Source organism: Pseudomonas arabinosi, assembly GCF_047758675.1.
Taxonomy (GTDB): Bacteria; Pseudomonadota; Gammaproteobacteria; order Pseudomonadales; family Pseudomonadaceae; genus Aquipseudomonas; species Aquipseudomonas arabinosi.
In genome coordinates this window covers 5,854,528-5,871,367 of the sequence record NZ_CP180480.1, presented here as the reverse complement: position 1 = coordinate 5,871,367, position 16,840 = coordinate 5,854,528, and the positions used below count along the sequence as shown (strand labels likewise).

Here is a 16,840-nt window from a genome sequence, read left to right as displayed (position 1 = left end):
CAGCAGTCCGTATTGCACTAGTCGATTTGCAATATATTGTTAGGTAACTACTGAAAAGAGATCTCTCATGTCAAAACTTGTTGAATTTCGCCAACTGGAAAAGCACCTGGCTGAGCAGCTCGAAGCTCTCGAAGCTCTCAAAGGCGATGCTGGCCTGAAGCAAGAAATCGAATTTGAAACCAAGCTTCGCGCCTTGCTTGCCAAGTACGGCTACAGCTTGAAAGACATCATCAATCTGCTTGATCCTCAAGTCGATCGTCGCGCTCAGACTGCCCAGCTGCAATCTGGAGCCCGCAAGCCTCGCGAGTTTAAGGTCTACAAAAATCCTGAATCCGGCGAAGTCGTGGAAACCAAAGGTGGCAACCACAAGATTTTGAAAGAGTGGAAAGCGAAATACGGTTCCGACACTGTCGAGTCTTGGCTGACCAAGTGATTTTGGTTTGAGTACTACTGGCGCCGACGCCGAATTGAACCGGTCGCCGAGATGTCACTGATCCAGTCTGACTCCTCGCGAACCTTTGTTTGTGTGGGATTTGTGCCGACTTGGGGGCAGTCTTGCGTCGGCACGTGGGTCAGTTCTGTGTCGGCGTCTACACCCGAAGGTTAAGTAGCTCGTAAGAGGTCGCCTACCTGCGGGGCTGGGATGAAACCAGTTCAACTACGCTCCGGTCTTTCAGCTTGGCCTTTAGCACACGGTTCTCCTCCAGCAGCACCTCATTTATGGATGCAATGCTGGCGAGCTTGGCTCTGAGTTCCTCAATCTCTTGACGGTAGCCTGCAGACTTTTGGCGCTCGGCGATCAGATCTTGATGTTTGACATCCCGCATGGCGCGGCTGGATCGACCCTGGATCTCACGTATGGCCTCCGCAACTGTAGGATAGTGGTTATGAATCAGCGCCGTCGAAACGCCGGCCTCGCGGGCAACAGCGGCGATGGACACCTTGATTTCCTTGGTGTGAGCACGCCCCTTTTGGAGGCGGTGGATGGCCAGCTTGAGATCCTTTTCTCGATCCTCGGCAGGCTTGTAGTTAGCTGCTTTGTCCTTGATCTTCATGCGGTCAGAGCCTCCGGAGGCATGCCCAGTTGTACCAATACGTCTCGGCAGCGGTTCAGATCGCGCTCAACACGTTGGCGACCGCCCTCACCGATGTCTTTGCAGTACAGAAGCTCTTTAAGATCGTCGTAGAGTCTCTGGTAGAAAGGGGCATGGGTATGTCCGATCACTGAGTGGTCGCAGCCACTGCAGCGAGAGCGCTCAAGTGTATTGCCGACGCAAGCGTCGTTGTCTGCTGTACACCAGGCATGGCCATTGCTGCGGATAGATGTGCTTTCAGCGATGGACTTCAGCATCGAGGCGTGATCCTTGAAAATCAGCAGGTTCTGTGGCACCCGCTGCCATCCCTTTATGGCGCGTCCGTAGCCTCCAGCCAAGGACTCATCCGCCATCCAGTTGTCTACGACGCCGAGTTTGATATCTTCCATCTCCCCTTGGATTTCCATGTACAACTCAAGATCCAGATGCTGTCCCCAGCTATCGTCCATGGCGTAACCCAGGGTCATGTCCATCGACCAGTGAGCGTAATGCTCCTTGAGGTAGCGCAGGTCGCCAAAACTGCTGTGTGCGGCATAGTTGGCGAATTTGCGTCGGAATTGATGACTGGCTAGGTTCCAAATCAGCCCGCAATCTTTGGCGAATGCTTTTAAGTGGCCGTCCCAACCGCGGTTAGATAGCGTGCGCACTTGACCACCCTCTTTCGCGTAAGCGCCCAGGAAAAGCGAATGGAGGTGCTTGTAAGCTGTCGCGATTTCTGGATCTTGCGGGTTGATGCGACGTCGCTGGATAATTTCATCGGCGATTATCGCTTGGTAGGGGGCGGCCCAGCGCTCTATCACGCGAAGGGCACGCACTGCGGCCTCTGGAACCATCCAGTCATGGATTCCTTCATCAGTCTTTTCTGACTTAGAACGCATCCAATGATAGATCGTGCCCTCATCGTCCTCAGTGCGCCGATGCGCTCCAGATTGCAGGTTGGCCAGCTCATGATTGCGGCATCCCGAGGTACTCGCCAATACGATGTAGCATGCTGTGCGCAGGGCTAATAGCGACGCATTGAACGCCCTCAAGCCACCTTCCCAGCCCATGGCATCCAAATGCTGGTTTTTAAATCGTAGTACGTCGAATTTTTTCTGGGCCCCAGCTTTTGACCCGATTTCATTCAAATCATCGCGTAGGTCGAGCAATAGCTTGCCGCGTTCCACCTGCTGATGTGCCTTTTCAAACAAAGTGCAGAAAACCTCATCGGGAATCAGCGGCGTTTTTCCACCATAGGGTATACCGATAGCTCCGGCCATTGCTCTTGCAGATGTCTCGGGCCATGGATGCTGCGGTATCCGGTCGTTCGTGTAGTGACTGAGCTCATAGATCGCCTCAACCATCATGTAGCGGGTGCGTAGCGTTTCCACCGACAGCGACTTTCCTGATCGGTCGATTCTGTGAGCTTTGCAGGCGGCCACATAGGTTGCTGCGATCATGGGAGTGACTGCGCCTAAATGCTCGATCTTGAGCGCCTCTAAGTGTCGCAAGAACGGCAATGCGCTATCGAAGACATCGCGAATTCCGCCACCCCTGGGCTGATCCGTTCCACTGCGACCTCGCCTCATATAGCGATAAAAAATGGCCTTCATAACTGTTCGTAACGCCGGCGGCACGGCGATGAAGTTCAGCCGTCTCTTCTGGGCTGAAACGTTGCTGGGGAAACCGTCAAGCTGCCAGATGTCGTCACCGTAGCGGCTTAGGATGACCCATTGCCCATCGACCTTAGTTGCAGTGATGATCAGCTTGTCGCGCTCTATGTCGGTTAGCTCACGCACATCGCCAGGCTGAGCGGTAATCGACGCCCAGGGCAGCGTTTCTAAGGTGCTGTCGTTCATGAAAAGACTTCCAAGCTGTCGATGAGATCAACTGACCAGAACGGGTGTGGTTGGGTACGGGCACGCTCACGAGCCGCGTCTACGGCTGCAGCCTTGAAGGTGCCCCGACGCAGCCCCTCTGCAATGATGTAATGGTCAATTAGACGAGGGATATGAGCGTACTCCCGTTCCCAGCGCCGCTTGTCCATACGAGAACGCTCAGTCAGCACTCGGAAGTAGAAGCTGAAGAGTTTGTAAAGGTCGTCGGCGGTCACTGCGTAGTGTTTACAGCGCAGGCAGTTCATGAAGTTCATGCAGGTCGCGCCCTCGCGCTTCGGGGCGAACTGACCATTTACTGGATCGCCGCAGCGACCCAGGGGAGTGTCCTTGTAGGTTGCACCGATAGTCGCAGTCAGCAATTCCTCTACCAATACCTCCCCCATGAAACGCCAGTTTCGGCGAGCATTTTCGGGCGGCGCTAGATAGCTTTGGTCGGCTACACGTGGGGTGTTGCCAAGAGCGGCGGCGGTGGTCGCGAGATCACTATCGGTCAATTCAAATATGCGATTCGCAAAGGTTTTACGCAGGCGGGAGATGTTGATGCGCAGTGGTTTTCCGTCGCTGTCCTTCAAGCCATACTCGGCTACTAGGTGATCAACCCCTCTTTGCAAAAATTGAGCCTGCAGCGTCGTGACCTGGCCTGCGTTCGTAGACCGGCTGCGGAACAACCATGCACGTTCCTTCAGGTCGTCCGGAGCGTCTGAGACTAATGGTTCGGTCACGACCATCACTCGACGGATCAGGCGTTCGACGTTGATTCTTACGCTGGGCATCGCTTCGAGCACACGCTTAGTTTTCGACTCAGCCCGCAGAGCTACCTTGCTAAAATTGTGGCCACGCCGCTTCCACAGCACCAGAAAGACAGTGTCGTCTTTGGGATGAGGGCGCAAGCAATTACGGCCCATTTCCAACAAAGGGGTCGTATTGCGCCCTGTGTGCAGTGCTACTACCAGTAGGGCAAAGACCAACAGTTCGCCGGTGATAATGGTGTCATCGATCCAAATTGGCTTGATGGCTTGCCTCAATGCCGCCGCAAACTCTTGCCGCTCGCGCTTTGAGAGCGCTGTCTCACCCTTAGTTTTGCGGTTGATGTTTGGGAACGGATTGCGTGGAAAGGTGGCGGCATCACCTGATACGACCAAGCGCACAATGCCACGCTGCGCAAGTGCAACCAGCACTGCCTTGGTTTTTGCGTAGCAGTTTTTTTGACTGATGGTCGCTATTCCGTGGGCTGACAGATGGCCAAGGTAGCCGTCGATAAGACTTCGGCTCACATCATCAAGCGTTAAGTCACGTTCTAAGGCTGTCGCATGGAGTACGCAGAACTCGAGGAAGGAAGGTAGCCCGGTGTTGCAGTAAGAAGCCACAGTAGCGACCGAAAGGTCGCTGTCTAGTCCAACCAAAAAGCGCTCAGCCTGACGCTGACAGGCGTAGGTGATGGGGTCGATACCTGAGCTGTACCATCGTGCAAAATCGAAGCTGCGGAGGTTGGAGGCGTTGCGCCCGAATTTGACCACAGTGTTCTTCGGAGGGATTACCTCAGGCAAAATGACCACATTGCCTGCCGTGTCGAGCTTGTGCTCAATTTGCGGCACGCTCAGGTCAGTCTTGGAAAATACCTTTCGCTTTCCCATCAGGCTGCTCCTGCCATCTCATTAAGCTCGTCGTCATAAGTCAACACTGCCTCATCGGCCATTTCGTTGATCAGGTGCAGGTACACCATGGTGGTTTGAATCGAGCTGTGTCCGAGTTGACGCTGCAGGAACACTAGGGGATCGAGTCCGTTCTGAGGTTTGCGCTGGAGGTTAACCAGAGTGTGGGTTGCATAGGTATGGCGCAGCATGTGCGTATGGACTTCGATTCCGGCTAACGCCCCTGTCTCGCTAATGATCCGGTTCAGGCTCTTGCCGGCGCTGCCATACGGTTCTCCGAGATGGTTGAGGAGCAGTGCTTTCTGATCCTTACCCAGAGACGCCCGCTCGCCGCGCACCTTCGACACGTATCGGTATAGTTCGGCCATGAACTTGCGACTGACCCAGATCTGTCGCTCCTTGCTACTCTTGGTCTCCATGCCGCTGCCATCGTATGGATTAAGCAGAACTCGAAGATTGCGTTCGGTTCGCCCAGCCTTGTCCGGGTCGAAAACATATGCCACTGGGAAAGTAGCCAGTTCGTTACGACGCAGGCCTGTGCGCAGCGCCAGTTGAATCATCATCCGATGGTGTGGATTCTCTGCCGCTTTTAGAAGCGACTTGGTCTGAGCCATGCTGAGGAACTTTGGAAGGGTTTTGTGACGGCGCGGCATCACATCGTTCATCAAGGCTTTGCCACCACTGGCATCGATGTGCTCAAGGAAACTCGTCTCACGTTTTACGGTGCGTTCTTCATAACCGAACGGCAGGCGCGTCACCCAGCCTTTCTCTAGGGCGAATTCGTAGAATTTGCAGATGTAAGTCAGTCGCTGGCGAGTAGTGTTGCGAGCCAGTTCGCACGTCACCAAGCAGTAGTCCCGGTAGGCAGCGACAAGGCTCTTGGCCTCACCACGATCTACGTCCCGCCAATCAAGATCATGGGCTTGTAGGAAGCTGAAGTAGTCGTACAGCGCTCGCCCTGTACTCGGCCAGGATTGCTTCGATCCGATGTCTGCGCGAAGGAGGTAGTAGCGGAAGAACTGATTGGCCTGGCTGCAGCTCTCCATGGAGTCCCACAGCAGAATCGGAAACCCTTGGTAAGGTTGTCCGGCGATCAAGAAATCCTTGGTGCCCCACACAAGCTCCATCTTTCACCCCGTTGTCGACCAATCGCTATGTGACTCTGTCTGCTTGGACTATGTGAAGGCTACTGCTGTGGCTCTTCACTCCCCATCAGACAGAGCTATGATTTTAATATCACACAGATATAACTGCTGCAACGCTCCGGATCATAAGGCGTTCCTCAAGGTTTGCAGGTGGGCGACCTGACGACTGAATTCAGCGCTGGATAGCCGCTGCTTCGGTCGCGGGCTCATGGCCTGGCTGATAGCGCGTGTGGGTTGGCCGGTCAGGCGTGCGAGCACCCGCCATTGTTCGGCAACGCCGAGTTGTTCGAAACCGGGATGACGGCGCCGCACACGCCGCAAGATATCGTGCTGCAAGGCTTGCAGCAGGTGCTGCTGACCGTTGTGGCGCAACATGAAATCGGCGCTGGCGCGCAGGTGTTCCTGAAGTTGACGGCGGGCTCTCGGGGCCGGTTCCAGCAACGGACCCTGGCGTACGCCGACGTGCCAGAAGCCAAGGCCGATCAGGGCAAAAAGGGCGACCAATGCTTGAGGGAAATAGCGCAGGAGCAAGGTCAGCAGACTGTCGTGATCGGTATTGAACAGCAGGGTCACGTTCGTGTCCGCGGTCAGGTACCAGAGCAGCCAGGCGTTGTCGTATTGGTCGATGGCCGGGGTTTTCCACAGGTCGGCGTCGGTGACCACGATGATCGAACCGAGCCCGTGGGTCAGCTGCATCATGTGCGTGGCCTTGCCACTGTTGGCCCAGGCCTGGGCGAGGTTTTTCGGGTCTTCGAGATGGAATGCGGTATCAAAACTGGCGTAGGCCGGCGCGTCTTCGTCTTCAAGGTACAGCTTGGTCAGTTTGGGGTAAGGATCGTCGTCGATAACGGGCGGCGGGTCCTTGAGGTCTTTGCTCAGCGACTGGTGCAGTTGCACCCGATCGAGCAACAGGTCATTGCTTTGGCCGGTTTTTTCATCCCACAGCGACTGGGCGACAAACAAAAGACGCCCGCCGGCCCGGGTCCAGTTCAACAACTGATCGATCTGGCGAGGGGTCATGTTGTACCGGTCCCCGAGCAACAACAGGCTGTGCTGATGCGGTTCAAGGGTAGGCAGAATATCGAGGCTGTTGGCGTGGCCGACGGTCAGGCCCTGATTGCGCAGAAAATGCTCGGCAGCAAGGTAAGGATTGGCCTGGGCTTCGGGTGATGGGCCGTGATCGATGTCTGTCTGATAGGGCATCGCCTTGACGTACAGATAAATACTCAGCGCGATCAATAGCACGGCGATGAATACGCCGACCGCCAGCCAGCGTTGCCGGTTCAACGCTCCGCTCCCGGGCCGAACAAGGTTCGCCAGCCGTCACAGAGTTCCTGTTGCACATGCGCGGGCGGCAGGCGATGCCCGTAGGCCATGTTCTGCCAGTGCCCGGTCAGGTTTTTACTGAAGGCCAGCAAGGCAGGTTGTTGCAGGTGTTCGATGCGCTCCAGGACCTGGCCTTCGGTGTCGGCGGGTTTCAACGCCATGTTGAAGTCGTGCAGCAAATGGCTGAGCAGACCGCGATAGAGCAACCCGAGGGCCTCACGAGGATGGGTCTGCCAGAGGTTCTCGGCGCTGGCTGCAATGTCGGCGGGTAAGGTTTCGCGGCTGAGGTCCAGGCCGAAAGCCTGTTGCGGTAATGGCCGCGCGACTTTGCTGTTCAAGCTCGGTCGACGGCTGACGAACGCCTGCAGCCAGTCACGGTAATGCCAGATCAATAAAGCAATGGCACCGATCACGACACCCCACAACACGACTTCAATCAGCGTGGCCGCTGCGCTGAATCGTTGGTTGTCCAGAAGCTTGAGCAGCGCCTCCAGCCATTCGGTTGTTGGGTCATCGTCCGCCGTGTCGGCGGCTGGTTTGTCCTCGCCAAACCGATAGCGCGTGACCGATTCCTTGTTCTTGAACGGAGGCTGATCGAGGATCGCCTTGATGCTGTCCCGGGATGCCTGACTGGTCAGAGGTTGGTCCAGCAGCCGTGGGCTGTCGGGTGAAATGACCGGCTCGGCGGCCCACACGGTTTGCGTTGTCGGCATCAACAGGAATGCTGCCAGCAACAAGGTGACGGCGGCGCTGCTCAAGCGTTGGCGCATGCGGCGGAACACCAGCTCGATATCCCAGGCCTCCAGCACCGTGCGCCGATTCAGATAAAGGCTGAAGCCGCAGGCGACATAAACCGGTTCCCAGGCAATGAGCACCAGTGCGTAAAAGGCGTTGGTCAGGTGTTCCAGCCAACGCCAGTCCTGTGTGGCGGCGGTGATCAAGGTCTGCCAGCTCCAGTCGAGTTCGACCTGTTGCGGCAAGAACAGGTAGAACAGCACCATCAGGCCGATCCAAAGCGCGGTTTCCAGATGTACGCCGATGATGGTCAGCCATCGCGCGGCACCGGCGTTGCGCTGCAACAGCACCTGCAAGCGCTGTTGTCGTGGCTGCCCACTGAGCCCTTCGAGTTGCACCACCGGCATCAGGAAACTGCGACTCAGGCTCAGGCGTCGCCAGGTCAGACTCGCCAGCAATTGCGGTTGGAGCAGCCGCGGAAATTGGCGTAGCGCCTGTTTCAGGGTAGGCGTTTCGCCAAACATGGCTTTGGACAGTATGTACAGCGGCAGGCGGTCGAACGCTGGTTTCAACCACCAGAAGATGAACACGGCGAGGGAGGGTGAATCCCACAGCACCCAGCTGAGCAGCGCGAAAACCGGCAAGGTCACGATGGCCCAACTGGTCATCAGCAGTCGTCGGTGTCGCTGGCTCAGCAGGACGCCCAGGTCCATGGCTTCCCAGGTTGTGCGCGGGCGGATCACTACCGTGGCGTCACTCAGGCGCATGGCGGGTCCGTCCGGCAAACAGCAGATAAACCGCCACCAACAACCAGAGCGCTGCACCGACCAGGTATTTGGTCATTGGCGCGACCCCGATCGTGGACGACCAGTAAGCTTCGATAAACGCCGCAATCAGCAGAAACAGCATGACCCCGCAAATCAGCAACACGCTCTTGCGCGCCGCCAATCGCAGGGCTTCGGAGCGGGGCAGACGCCTCGGCGCGATCAATGCCCAACCCAGTTGCAGACCGGCGGCACCGGCCAGGGCGATAGCACTCAGTTCGAAGGCGCCGTGGCCAACCACGAATGACCAGAAGGTTTGCCCGTAGCCGATGTGCGTCAGGTGCCCGGCCACTGCGCCGATCATCAAACCGTTGAAGAACAGGAAAAACACGCTGCCCAGGCCAAACAGCAAACCGCTGGCGAAGGTCTGAAAGGCGATGCCGATGTTGTGCATGATGTAGTAACCGAACATCACCCAGTCTTCACTGGCCGCCCGTTCCGCCGAGCGCCCCAGGTGACCGGCCTCGGGGTCGTACATGCCTTGCATCTCGCTGACCTGCTCGGCCGGGATCAGGTTGTAGACCAGGTCCGGGAACAGATACACCAGCAGCGCGAAGCCGATCAGACTGCCAAAAAACATCAGGCCGGCGGCGAGTACGAAGCGCCACTGTTCGCGCACGAGTCGCGGGAAGTCAGCCAGGATGAAGCCCAGCACGTTGGCACCCAGTCGACTGCGATGCCGATAAAACTGTTGATGCCCGCGCAGCACTTGTTGCTGTAATGAGTCGATCAGAAAGCTGCTGTAACCGCGTTCCTGGGCCAGCGCCAAGTGTTGGCAGAGACGACGGTAGTCGCTTGGAAAGTTGGCGACTCGCTCTGCTTTCTTGCCGTGCTCCAGCTGTTCAAGCACGAGGGTAAATTGCTCCCATTCGGCCTTGTGGCGACTTTCGAAAAGGCTTTGCTTCATGTGGGGCCCAACAAGCCGCGGGCGATGCCATTGAGTTCGTCCACGGCCCCTGGCGCCGACACCTGCAACGGATGGGCGAGTATGGCTGCCAGCTCTTTGACCCGTGCTTCAGAGAGTTCACCCTGGCGCTCGGCAAACCCGAGGATGGCGCGTTGTTCGATCAGCGTCAGCGCAAAGGTCGGGCGCCGGGGCTGGATGTCAGGCAGTTGCGGTCGGGTGAGCGGTTGTTCGCGGTAGATCACCAACGTGCCGGCAGCCAGATCGCCGAGGCGCTTGAAGGTGGGATGTTGCAGGCAGCTGATGGCCCCGAGGAAATAGCCGAACGGCAGCATGTCGACAAATCGCAGCAGGTTGCGCAGCAGCGAAGCAGACCAGCCAATCGGCGTGCCATCGTCCTGCACCACCCGCAGACCCATCCATTGCTTGCCAGGCGAACGACCCTGATTGAGCACTTCGAACAGCACCATGTACCACCAGCTCACCACGAACAACAGAATCGAGCCGAGCCCTGCACCGAGTTTCCCGAGGAATGCCAGGACAATAAACAGCAGGCCAACGATCAACCCGCGCAGCCCGAGATCGATGGCGAACGCCAGCGCACGAACCATCAACCCGGCCGGGCGCAGTGGCAAGTCGATGCCTTCCGGCGTTTCGACTTGATACCGCGTATCCAGTGGCGGGGACAGCGTCGCTTTCCTTGGCAGTGCTGTGGTCTCGAGCATGGGCAACCTTGATGTGGCCTGTTCGGGATTCGATGTCCGTCCGATGCTAGCAGCCTCTCGGGGGAAAACGACATAACTATGTAGTGCACGGTAAGTGGCCGGAGGTGATTGAATGACGAGATTACTGGCCGGGGCGGGATGTGAACGCCTAGACTTCGCCGATCTTCAGTTCAGGAATAGCCCGTGACCTCTATCTTCTGGTACGACTATGAAACCACTGGCATCAACCCCCGTTGCGACCGCCCGCTGCAAATGGCGGGGATTCGCACTGACTTCGATCTCAATGAAATAGACGAGCCGGTCAACCTTTACTGCCAGCCCAGTGAAGACATCCTGCCCCATCCGGCAGCCTGTGCAATCACGGGTATCACACCCGGCCGACTGGCCGAGCATGGCCTGAGCGAAGCCGATTTCATGACCCGAGTGCATGCACAACTCGCTGCGCCCGGCACCTGTGGGGCGGGTTACAACACGCTGCGTTTCGATGACGAGATGACCCGTTACAGTCTTTACCGAAACTTTTTCGACCCTTATGCACGCGAGTGGCAGGGCGGTAATAGCCGCTGGGACCTGATCGATGTGGTGCGTGCAGCCTATGCCTTGCGCCCTGACGGCATCGTTTGGCCGACGGACGACGAGGGGCGGATAACACTCAAACTCGAACGCCTGACCGCCGCCAATGGCATTGATCACGGAAATGCTCACGAAGCGCTTTCGGACGTTCGCGCCACCATCGCCCTGGCGCGTCTGATCCGGGAAAAGCAGCCGAAGTTGTATGACTGGTTGTTTCAGTTACGCGGTAAACAAAAGGTGATGGATCAGATTCGTCTGTTGCAGCCGATGGTGCATATCTCCGGGCGCTTTTCAGCGGCGCGCAATTATGTTGGCGTGGTACTGCCATTGGCCTGGCACCCGCGCAACAAGAATGCCTTGATAGTCTGTGACCTGCATCTGGACCCTCAGGGTTTGCTCGATCTCGATGCCGACACCTTGCGTCAACGGCTGTATACCCGCCGCGATGACTTGGCCGAGGGCGAGTTGCCGGTGCCGCTCAAACTTATCCACATCAATAAATGCCCGGTGGTGGCGCCGTTGTCGGTACTTCGCGCTGAAGATCAGCAACGTTTGGGGCTGGATATGTCGCTCTACCAAGAGCGCGCGCTGCGGCTAAGTGACGCACAAGCAGTTTGGCGAGATAAAGTTCAGGCGATTTATGCCAGCGAAGATTTCACCTCGAGCCAAGACCCTGAGCAACAGTTATACGATGGTTTTATCGGTGATCGGGATCGGCGTCTTTGTGAGCAAGTCAGGTCTGCCGACCCGGCTCAATTAGCGCAACAACAATGGCCTTTCGATGATGAACGATTGCCTGAATTATTGTTTCGATATCGCGCACGCAACTTCCCCGATACGTTGAGTTTCGAAGAGCAAGAACGCTGGCGAATATTCTGTCAGCAACGTTTGTCAGCACCCGAGTGGGGCGCGCCAAATACGCTGGAAACTTTTGTAGAAGCCGCAGCCCAATGGAGTACTACGGCTACATCGTTTCAGCGAGAGGTGCTGAATGAATGGCAGAATTATGTCGACGGATTACGCAAACGTTTGAATCTTTGAAATCGAAAATGTTCGGGTGCTGAATCCCGGGCATAAAAAAACGCCAGCAAATGCTGGCGTTCTTTTTTGTCGCGGATGAATCTGCGACAAGTGCTACGGCTTAGCCCAGCAGGGTAGCCCAGCCTTCAACCACGTCACCGCCCCACTTGGCTTTCCACTCTTTCAGAGTTTTGTGGTTGCCACCTTTGGTTTCGATGACTTCGCCGTTGTGCGGGTTTTTGTATTGTTTAACTTTGCGAGCACGCTTGGTGCCAGTAGTTTTTACTGCGCCGCCGCGTGGTGCTTTGGTTTTGGACTCTGGATCCAATAGCGCAATGATGTCACGCAGAGACTTGGAGTACTCGCCCATCAGGGTGCGCAGTTTGCCTTCGAATTCCAGCTCGGTTTGCAGTTTGTCGTCTTGGGACAGGTTCTTCAAACGGGCTTGCAGCTCTTTGATAGCTTCTTCGGTGGCGCGATATTCGTTGATCAAGGACATGAGGACTACCTTATGTTGGGGCGCTGGATGGCAGGTGACAGTGCGGCAATAATAGTCAGGGTGTTTCACCAAGTAAACATTTAACCGGAGTTTTATTTAAATTAGTTGCGGTGAATAGGCATAAATTGCCGGTGTAGTTAAATAGTGTGATGCAGTCATCACGAATATTCACAATTGAGCACTTGAAGATTGGCAACAGGAACACCATCGCGCGGGCTGCAGGTGCTGCCAGAACCTGTGCCGCTTACCTTTGTGTCGGGCCAAACGTCATCAATACTGCAGTTTTGCTGCGCAATCGCTAGAATGGCCGCCTTTGCGAAGTTCTGGAGTTTGACCCTCATGCGCACTTTTCGGCTGGTGATTGCTTGCCCGGACCGCGTCGGCATCGTTGCTAAAGTCAGTAACTTTCTGGCGTCACATAACGGCTGGATCACTGAAGCGAGCCATCACTCGGACAATCTCAGTGGCTGGTTCTTCATGCGTCACGAAATTCGTGCCGATTCGCTGCCCTTTGGTATCGATGCCTTTCGCGAAGCGTTTGCACCGATTGCCGAAGAGTTCTCGATGAACTGGCGCATCACCGATACCGAGCAGAAAAAGCGCGTGGTACTGATGGCCAGTCGAGAGTCTCACTGCCTCGCCGACTTGTTGCACCGCTGGCACAGTGATGAGCTGGATTGCGAAATTTCCTGCGTGATTTCCAACCATGACGACTTGCGCAGCATGGTCGAGTGGCACGGGATCCCGTATTACCACGTACCGGTCAATCCGCAGGACAAAGAGCCGGCATTCGCCGAGGTCTCGCGCCTGGTCAAACAGCACGATGCCGAAGTGATCGTACTTGCCCGCTACATGCAAATCCTGCCGCCCGAGTTGTGCAGCGAATATGCTCACAAGGTCATCAACATTCACCACAGCTTCCTGCCGTCGTTCGTCGGTGCCAAGCCTTATCACCAGGCATCTTTGCGTGGCGTGAAGTTGATCGGCGCTACTTGCCACTACGTGACCGAAGAGCTGGATGCCGGCCCGATCATCGAACAGGACGTCGTTCGCGTCAGCCACAGTGACAGCATCGAAGACATGGTGCGTTTCGGTCGGGACGTCGAGAAGATGGTGCTGGCCCGTGGTTTGCGTTATCACCTGGAAGACCGGGTGCTGGTGCACGGCAACAAAACCGTCGTGTTCTGACAACTTTTCAACACGGTTGAAATTCGAAGGGCCTGGGCGTTCAATCGCTTCAGGCCCTTCGCCGTTTCTGCACTGAGGACATGACCATGGCCGACCCACTGGACAAAGCGACATCCAAGGCTCCCGTCACATTAGGCGAAGGGTGTTTGAGTCGTTACGATCCGGATGACATGAACCCAGAAAATGGCACGGAGTTTCCCGGTGCCGCCGAGTTGTGGGAACAGCTGCAGAACGAGCCCGACGATAAAACTAAGCCTGTTTGAACTTCATCAACTTCTTCAGCAGCGGCCGCCCGAGCATCAGCAAAAACACCGGGCCACCCACCACCAAGTAGAAGTAATAAGTCACCGCCCGCCAGATCAGAATCGCCGCCGCCGCGGTGGATTTTCCAACCATCGGTGCCAGCAGCGCCGCCGACGTCAACTCCGCCGCCCCGGCACCGCCCGGCAACAGGCTGAACTGCCCCGCGCTCAGTGAAAGCATCTGGATCAGAAAGCTCCAGGCCCACTGCAAATCCGCCCCGAGCCCTCGCAACGCCAGATACAGCACGCTATAGCGCAAGATCCAATGCAGGCACGTCAGGGCAAACACCGTAATGAGCGTCTGAAAAGGCAGCTTCAATGTGTCCGTGAACGCCGCCAGAAAGTGCAGGAGTTTTCGCGCCCAGCGCAGGCGTGTGGTGGCTTTGACATTCAAACGAGCAAGCAACCGACCGCTCAGACGAATCAGTATTCGATGGTAGCGGGCAACCACGACGCAACTGAACAACCCGCCGAACATCGAAATGGCGCTGACGGTCAGCAGCCATTCCATGCGTTGGCTGAGGTGCTGGAACAACGCATAAATCAGGATCCCGCTCAGCGCGCAGAGAAAAAACAGCAAATCGCTCAACTGATCCATGGCAAACACGGCACTGCCCCTGGCCGGACGCACGCCATTGCGCGCCAGCAGCGCCATGATCGTCAGCGGCCCACCGCTGCCGCCGGGGGTGGCGCAATAAGCGAATTCGGCGGCCATCACTACCCCGAGGCTTCTGAGCGGGCCCACCTTGTCGCGTTGATCCCCGAGTAACAGGCGCAAGCGCATCGTGTTCAGCACCCAGCACAGCAGGATCATGCCGAACATGATCAGCAGCCAGTTCAGTGGAAAGCTTCGCAGCCGATACCAGGTTTCGTTACCACCCAACAGCGACGGAATCAGCACCGCAGCGAGCAGCGCGATGAGCAGCAGAATCCCGCGACTCATGCGGCGCGACCGATACGGTCGCTTTGCAGCGCCAGCCAGCGCGCCTTGGTCATCGGCACACGTCCCTCGTCGAGCAAACGCTTGAGGGTTTGCAGCCAGTAGGTGCGCGAGAACTCATGGCGCATATCGACCGGGTGCAAGCCAAGACGGATCACCGGTGCTTGCTGCCAGCGTTGTTCGCGCTGATCGCTGACGAGCTTCGACAACCCTCGGCGCCAGGCACTGCGCGCGCTCCAGACCAGTCCTGGCGCATCAACGGCGGTAAAGTCCGGTAGACGATACAGATGCTGCGAATCGCTGGTGTAACTCAGGGGTAACTGGCGCAAGGCCTGGCGCGTCCCTTCGCTCATCAACCAGGCTGGCGCGACGAAGCCCTCCAGCGGCCAGTGATAACGGTGGAACACTTCGATGCCGGCGCGCAGGCGGGCGAGGGCGGCTTCTTGAGACAGGCTGTAAAACTCGCCTTCGTGGGTGTAGATCCGGCGCATGAACCAGTCTCGTGGATTAGTGGGCGTGGGCGCTTCATCGCAATGAAAGTAACCGTGCAAGGCCAGTTCGTCACCTCGGGCGATACGACGGGTGAGCAAACGTCGAAATCCCGGATGCTCCTCCAGATCGTTGCGCTTGTGGAAATTGGGCACCACCAGCCAGGTCATCGGCACCTCGCCCAAGGCGTCGACGGCTTCGACAAAGGGTTGATAATCGGCCCAGGTTTGCGGTGCGACGTCGTGCAGCACGAGTAACAGGCTGGGCGGGTTCATGGGCTCAACCATTGGCCGTCAGCGGCCAGTGGCTGTCGAGCACGGCGTGATAATGCCCCAGCAGGCTGTTGACCACCGTGTCCCAGGAGTAATGCCGCTCGACATGGCTGCGGGCCTGTTTGCCCAAAACGACGCTGCCCAAGCTGAACAGCTCGCGGACCGCGTTGGCCATCGCCAATGGATTATTCGGCGGGCAGAGCAGGCCGCATTGATCGGTGATGATTTCCTGAAAGGCCCCGGCCGCCACGGCCACCACCGGAATGCCACTGGCCATGGCTTCAAGAACCACCAGGCCAAAGGTTTCCTGATCACCGGCGTGCAGCAGCGCATCGGCGCTGGCCATCAATCGCGCCACGTGTGCCGCCGTACAGAACTCACCGATCACGGTGACGTTGTCGGGCACTGCGGCCGGCATCGACGAACCTACCAACAGCAGGTGATAACGTCGTCCCAGGCATTTCATGCAATCGAGCAGCACCGGCAGGTTTTTTTCCTTGGAACCGCGCCCGGCGAAGATCAGCAAATGAGTGTTTTCATCAATGCCCAATTCGGCCCGCAGGCCCGTGTCTCGTGCAGTGGGATTGAAGGTTTGCAAGTCGACGCCCAGCGGTTGCACGAAAACGTTCTTCACCCCCAGCCCGATCAGTTTGTCGGCCATGACCTGGCTGGGTGCCAGAACCCGATCGAAGTTGCCATAGAGCTTGCGGACATAGGCTTCGACGTTGGTGGTGACCCAGTTACCCATGCGATTGCTGACCAGCAGTGGCAGGTCCGAATGATAGAAACCGATCACCGGGACATCGAGTTGCCGCCGGGCGTCGAGGGCCGCCCATGCGGTGAGGTAGGGGTCGCCGACCTCGATCAGGTCGGGCTGTAAATCCTGCAGGACATTGCGCCAAGGCGCGAGACGGAGGGGAAAGCGATAACCCTTGCCGAAGGGCAGGGCGGGGGCCGGAACCGTGTAAACGCCATCCTGTTCACTCAAGTAAGCCCCAGGAATTAACAGACTGTGGCGAATGCCCGGCTTGATGCTCAGGCGACGGTGTTTTGCATCCAGATAAGTGCGCACGCCACCGCTGGCAGGGGCGTAGAACATGGTTATGTCAGCGATATGCACGATGAACATCCCTCCGGTCCGTTGTTCTCCCTTGGTTGACCTTTATGAAGGATAGATGTTCGGTTGGGGTTTTGTGGCGGGGTGTCAGTGGGGTTTAGCGATGTTTGATAGACCGCCATCGCGAGCAAGCTCGCTCCCACAAGGTCTGGCGCTGT

General features: G+C 57.2%; 16 protein-coding genes. 4 read left to right on the top strand and 12 right to left on the bottom strand.

Features of this window, described 5'->3' with window-relative positions; genetic code table 11:
* Positions 1–67 precede the first annotated feature (67 nt).
* Positions 68–433 (top strand): histone-like nucleoid-structuring protein, MvaT/MvaU family, encoded by a 366-nt coding sequence (locus ACMXYJ_RS27345; RefSeq protein WP_415757650.1) that lies wholly within the window; start codon positions 68–70, stop codon positions 431–433.
* A gap of 193 nt (positions 434–626) precedes the next feature.
* On the opposite strand, the gene ACMXYJ_RS27340 is transcribed toward ACMXYJ_RS27345, so the two are convergent.
* From ACMXYJ_RS27340 to ACMXYJ_RS27305, 8 genes are all read right to left on the bottom strand, one after another.
* On the bottom strand, positions 627–1,055 hold the full coding sequence (locus ACMXYJ_RS27340) for a TetR family transcriptional regulator (protein ID WP_415757649.1): 429 nt from the start codon (positions 1,053–1,055) through the stop codon (positions 627–629).
* Positions 1,052–2,932 carry an integrase gene (locus tag ACMXYJ_RS27335; RefSeq protein WP_415757648.1) on the bottom strand — a complete coding sequence of 627 codons (1,881 nt, stop codon included), beginning with the start codon at positions 2,930–2,932 and terminating at the stop codon, positions 1,052–1,054. The genes ACMXYJ_RS27340 and ACMXYJ_RS27335 overlap by 4 nt, the downstream gene beginning before the upstream one ends.
* On the bottom strand, positions 2,929–4,605 hold the full coding sequence (locus tag ACMXYJ_RS27330; protein ID WP_415757647.1) for a hypothetical protein: 1,677 nt from the start codon (positions 4,603–4,605) through the stop codon (positions 2,929–2,931). Before ACMXYJ_RS27330 ends, ACMXYJ_RS27335 begins: the two co-directional genes overlap by 4 nt.
* A complete protein-coding gene (locus ACMXYJ_RS27325) occupies positions 4,605–5,750 on the bottom strand; it encodes a tyrosine-type recombinase/integrase (protein ID WP_415757646.1) in 1,146 nt (381 codons plus the stop codon). Before ACMXYJ_RS27325 ends, ACMXYJ_RS27330 begins: the two co-directional genes overlap by 1 nt.
* Before the next feature lie 141 nt (positions 5,751–5,891).
* Positions 5,892–7,055: a DUF4350 domain-containing protein gene (locus tag ACMXYJ_RS27320; protein WP_415757645.1), complete on the bottom strand. Its 1,164-nt coding sequence runs from the start codon at positions 7,053–7,055 to the stop codon at positions 5,892–5,894.
* A complete protein-coding gene (locus ACMXYJ_RS27315; protein WP_415757644.1) occupies positions 7,052–8,596 on the bottom strand; it encodes a DUF4129 domain-containing protein in 1,545 nt (514 codons plus the stop codon). The genes ACMXYJ_RS27320 and ACMXYJ_RS27315 overlap by 4 nt, the downstream gene beginning before the upstream one ends.
* Positions 8,583–9,560 (bottom strand): stage II sporulation protein M, encoded by a 978-nt coding sequence (locus ACMXYJ_RS27310; protein WP_415757643.1) that lies wholly within the window; start codon positions 9,558–9,560, stop codon positions 8,583–8,585. Before ACMXYJ_RS27310 ends, ACMXYJ_RS27315 begins: the two co-directional genes overlap by 14 nt.
* Positions 9,557–10,282: an RDD family protein gene (locus ACMXYJ_RS27305; protein ID WP_415757642.1), complete on the bottom strand. Its 726-nt coding sequence runs from the start codon at positions 10,280–10,282 to the stop codon at positions 9,557–9,559. The genes ACMXYJ_RS27310 and ACMXYJ_RS27305 overlap by 4 nt, the downstream gene beginning before the upstream one ends.
* A 183-nt stretch (positions 10,283–10,465) precedes the next feature.
* On the opposite strand from ACMXYJ_RS27305, the gene sbcB reads away from it, so the two are divergent.
* Positions 10,466–11,896: an exodeoxyribonuclease I gene (gene sbcB, locus ACMXYJ_RS27300; RefSeq protein ID WP_415757641.1), complete on the top strand. Its 1,431-nt coding sequence runs from the start codon at positions 10,466–10,468 to the stop codon at positions 11,894–11,896.
* Positions 11,897–11,996: 100 nt separating this feature from the next.
* Here sbcB and mvaT read toward each other — a convergent pair whose 3' ends face one another.
* A complete protein-coding gene (gene mvaT, locus ACMXYJ_RS27295) occupies positions 11,997–12,374 on the bottom strand; it encodes a histone-like nucleoid-structuring protein MvaT (RefSeq protein ID WP_007933316.1) in 378 nt (125 codons plus the stop codon).
* A gap of 339 nt (positions 12,375–12,713) precedes the next feature.
* Between mvaT and purU the strand changes: the two genes are divergently transcribed.
* The gene (purU, locus tag ACMXYJ_RS27290) at positions 12,714–13,562 is read left to right on the top strand and encodes a formyltetrahydrofolate deformylase (protein WP_056741382.1); all 849 of its coding nucleotides are present in this window, start codon (positions 12,714–12,716) and stop codon (positions 13,560–13,562) included.
* A gap of 86 nt (positions 13,563–13,648) precedes the next feature.
* Entirely contained in the window at positions 13,649–13,825 is a 177-nt protein-coding gene (locus tag ACMXYJ_RS27285; RefSeq protein ID WP_415757640.1) for a hypothetical protein, read from the top strand.
* Here ACMXYJ_RS27285 and ACMXYJ_RS27280 read toward each other — a convergent pair.
* Genes ACMXYJ_RS27280 through ACMXYJ_RS27270 form a run of 3 tightly spaced genes read right to left on the bottom strand, consistent with a single transcriptional unit; the run spans position 13,812 to position 16,694 of the window.
* Entirely contained in the window at positions 13,812–14,807 is a 996-nt protein-coding gene (locus ACMXYJ_RS27280; protein ID WP_415757639.1) for a lysylphosphatidylglycerol synthase transmembrane domain-containing protein, read from the bottom strand. The two genes, ACMXYJ_RS27285 and ACMXYJ_RS27280, sit on opposite strands and share 14 nt — an antisense overlap.
* Positions 14,804–15,580, bottom strand: coding sequence for a DUF2334 domain-containing protein (locus ACMXYJ_RS27275; protein WP_415757638.1), 777 nt, complete (start codon positions 15,578–15,580; stop codon positions 14,804–14,806). Before ACMXYJ_RS27275 ends, ACMXYJ_RS27280 begins: the two co-directional genes overlap by 4 nt.
* Positions 15,573–16,694, bottom strand: a complete 1,122-nt coding sequence (locus ACMXYJ_RS27270) for a glycosyltransferase family 4 protein (RefSeq protein ID WP_415757637.1) — start codon at positions 16,692–16,694, stop codon at positions 15,573–15,575. The genes ACMXYJ_RS27275 and ACMXYJ_RS27270 overlap by 8 nt, the downstream gene beginning before the upstream one ends.
* Positions 16,695–16,840 lie beyond the last annotated feature (146 nt).

Bases quoted from the DNA above. Each gene is read 5' to 3' on its own strand.
- ACMXYJ_RS27345 (WP_415757650.1), top strand. From the start codon at position 68: ATGTCAAAACTTGTTGAATTTCGCCAACTGGAAAAGCACCTGGCTGAG.
- ACMXYJ_RS27340 (WP_415757649.1), bottom strand. From the start codon at position 1,055: ATGAAGATCAAGGACAAAGCAGCTAACTACAAGCCTGCCGAGGATCGA.
- ACMXYJ_RS27335 (WP_415757648.1), bottom strand. From the start codon at position 2,932: ATGAACGACAGCACCTTAGAAACGCTGCCCTGGGCGTCGATTACCGCT.
- ACMXYJ_RS27330 (WP_415757647.1), bottom strand. From the start codon at position 4,605: ATGGGAAAGCGAAAGGTATTTTCCAAGACTGACCTGAGCGTGCCGCAA.
- ACMXYJ_RS27325 (WP_415757646.1), bottom strand. From the start codon at position 5,750: ATGGAGCTTGTGTGGGGCACCAAGGATTTCTTGATCGCCGGACAACCT.
- ACMXYJ_RS27315 (WP_415757644.1), bottom strand. From the start codon at position 8,596: ATGCGCCTGAGTGACGCCACGGTAGTGATCCGCCCGCGCACAACCTGG.
- ACMXYJ_RS27310 (WP_415757643.1), bottom strand. From the start codon at position 9,560: ATGAAGCAAAGCCTTTTCGAAAGTCGCCACAAGGCCGAATGGGAGCAA.
- ACMXYJ_RS27305 (WP_415757642.1), bottom strand. From the start codon at position 10,282: ATGCTCGAGACCACAGCACTGCCAAGGAAAGCGACGCTGTCCCCGCCA.
- mvaT (WP_007933316.1), bottom strand. From the start codon at position 12,374: ATGTCCTTGATCAACGAATATCGCGCCACCGAAGAAGCTATCAAAGAG.
- purU (WP_056741382.1), top strand. From the start codon at position 12,714: ATGCGCACTTTTCGGCTGGTGATTGCTTGCCCGGACCGCGTCGGCATC.
- ACMXYJ_RS27285 (WP_415757640.1), top strand. From the start codon at position 13,649: ATGGCCGACCCACTGGACAAAGCGACATCCAAGGCTCCCGTCACATTA.
- ACMXYJ_RS27280 (WP_415757639.1), bottom strand. From the start codon at position 14,807: ATGAGTCGCGGGATTCTGCTGCTCATCGCGCTGCTCGCTGCGGTGCTG.
- ACMXYJ_RS27275 (WP_415757638.1), bottom strand. From the start codon at position 15,580: ATGGTTGAGCCCATGAACCCGCCCAGCCTGTTACTCGTGCTGCACGAC.
- ACMXYJ_RS27270 (WP_415757637.1), bottom strand. From the start codon at position 16,694: ATGTTCATCGTGCATATCGCTGACATAACCATGTTCTACGCCCCTGCC.